Annotated in this window: 1 protein-coding gene; it reads right to left on the bottom strand. The window is 45.5% G+C overall.

Annotated features, from left to right (window positions below):
- Window positions 1-2,012 (bottom strand): plasmid replication protein, CyRepA1 family (locus tag H6G97_RS50470; protein ID WP_190947699.1); only part of this gene is annotated, 2,012 nt, incomplete at both ends.

Below are 2,012 nucleotides of genomic sequence, written 5' to 3'. Positions count from 1 at the left end.
TTAGGGTCAAGGTAATCTTTGCTCTGACGGGCACGGTACTCACTCAAAGTAATATTGTTCGCCTTGGCAACAGCCGAATTGTGGGCACTATCCAAAGCTTGTGCTGCTGCTTTTAGACTTTCAAGAGATTGAGGATCTGAATCACTTCCCACATATATAAATGTATTGCCCATTTCTGTGAGAAGCGATCGCAAGTCATCACGCAGATTATTGAGAGAATAGTGGCGGTTAGCCATAATTTGGCAGTAAGCCTCAAGCGCCCAATCTTTCTCCGCTCCCCGCTTACCCGTTTCTCTGTCAATTCGCAACAGAAAAGCGGTCATTTCATTGGTTTGGAGCAAGCGCTCTTTAATCTTGGTAGCATTGGTATCCTTGTAACCAAAGGGAGGGCGCGGGGCCACCCAAATATGAAACGGAACTTTTGGACGATAACGGTAAAGCTGTTGGGCACACTCAGTAGCAGTTTGGGAAACGCCGTGAAAGACACCAAATACTAAATCAAAATGATACTCAGAAATATCGACACCAGTACCCAGGCTAGGGGAAGTGAACAAGGCATCAAAGTTTTTGACGGCGTTGGTGATATCTTTGATGAAAGCGACATTCTCATCACTGCCAGAATTGTCAGAGTGAACAGACCAGATACGCCATTTTTTTTGTGTATGTGATTCTTCGGAGTTAGATTCTTCGTAGTTGATAGTAAAGGATTTGTCGAGTTTTTTGATGAAACGCTTACTGTCACTTGCAACCATGATTTTCTCCCCAAGCATCAGCGCTGCCGAGATTTGGGCGACTATGGCGCTTGAATTATCCCCCTCGTACCAATAAATTGTGCGTGAACCGTTGCGCCACTCGTTTTTAATAATGTAAGGTACTTCACCGAGTGGTCGCATTGCAAGAAAGAAGTTTACCGTTAAATCGTCCATGTGTGCATCAGCGATGACGACCAGTGGCGCATTGTATACTATATATTCCAGTACCTCCAAAATGGCGGCGCGATATTGTTTGCAAGTATTACTGTGCAGCAGGTGGGTAAGGTATTGGCAGGCTTCATCTATAAATATGCAACCGTAGGTGAGAGACTGAGTATTGAGTTTATGCAAGCTGTCAATAGTAATACTAAGGGCTTGAGCCTGCGCTAAACCTGTGTAACCCAAGTCGGAGTACATCGCCGTCCGCAAGCGTTCGGCAAGATTTTTCAGCAAATTTACGCGATGCCCATTGTTGAGAAATCTGGCATCGGGGTTTTGGTCACGCCACCAGCGCATAAGTTCAGTTTTGCCTGTACCCATGTCGCTCCACAGTACAACTAGTCCTGATTTTGGGAAATTGAAGCTAGGGGATTTCTTCGATTTGTCTGAATCAACTCCGCCAGAATCGGTAGACTCCTTCTTTGGAGGATATCCTTTTATAGATGGCGTGAAAAGTTGTTCCTTTTCAAGCTCATAAAGCTCAGGTACTCTCAAGCATTTTTCCTCAAGTTCAGGAATGCACAAAGCCTCAGAAAGATACAAGACATTAATAGTGACATCTGGTTTGTATTTGCTAAGTCCCCATTTCTTAGCCCGATACGAGCGCTGGTAATCGGCAAGTGATTTAGCATCATCTATAATTGCAGTTAGCAGAGCATTGGCATCTTCACCCCTGGCTACCACGAAATCATCTACACCTTTTTCTGGCCCCGGCAACAGCGCAACTTCACATTCACAACCAGCCGATTCGATTGCTTTTGCAGTGCGAACAGTGGCTTGAAACACCGACCACCTGGTTTTAGCTTTTGTTTCGTGGTCAAAAAGAATTATGAACTTGCGTCCCGCCTGAGCCATTGGTACTAAGTCAGGATGCAACCGTTCATCAAAATCTTGTTTGCCCACGCGGCCGTTCCAAATCCCCGGAAGCGCGATCGCTACAAACCCTAAAGAGAGCAAGCAGGCCGCTTTTTTTTCGCCCTCGCATAAGATAACTGGAATCTCTGGATGCTGTTTTACCCACTCCCAGAAGGAGATTTGTAA

This window comes from Nostoc flagelliforme FACHB-838 (assembly GCF_014698065.1).
GTDB lineage: Bacteria > Cyanobacteriota > Cyanobacteriia > Cyanobacteriales > Nostocaceae > Nostoc > Nostoc flagelliforme_B.
This window is presented reverse-complemented; position numbering and strand designations above follow the sequence as displayed.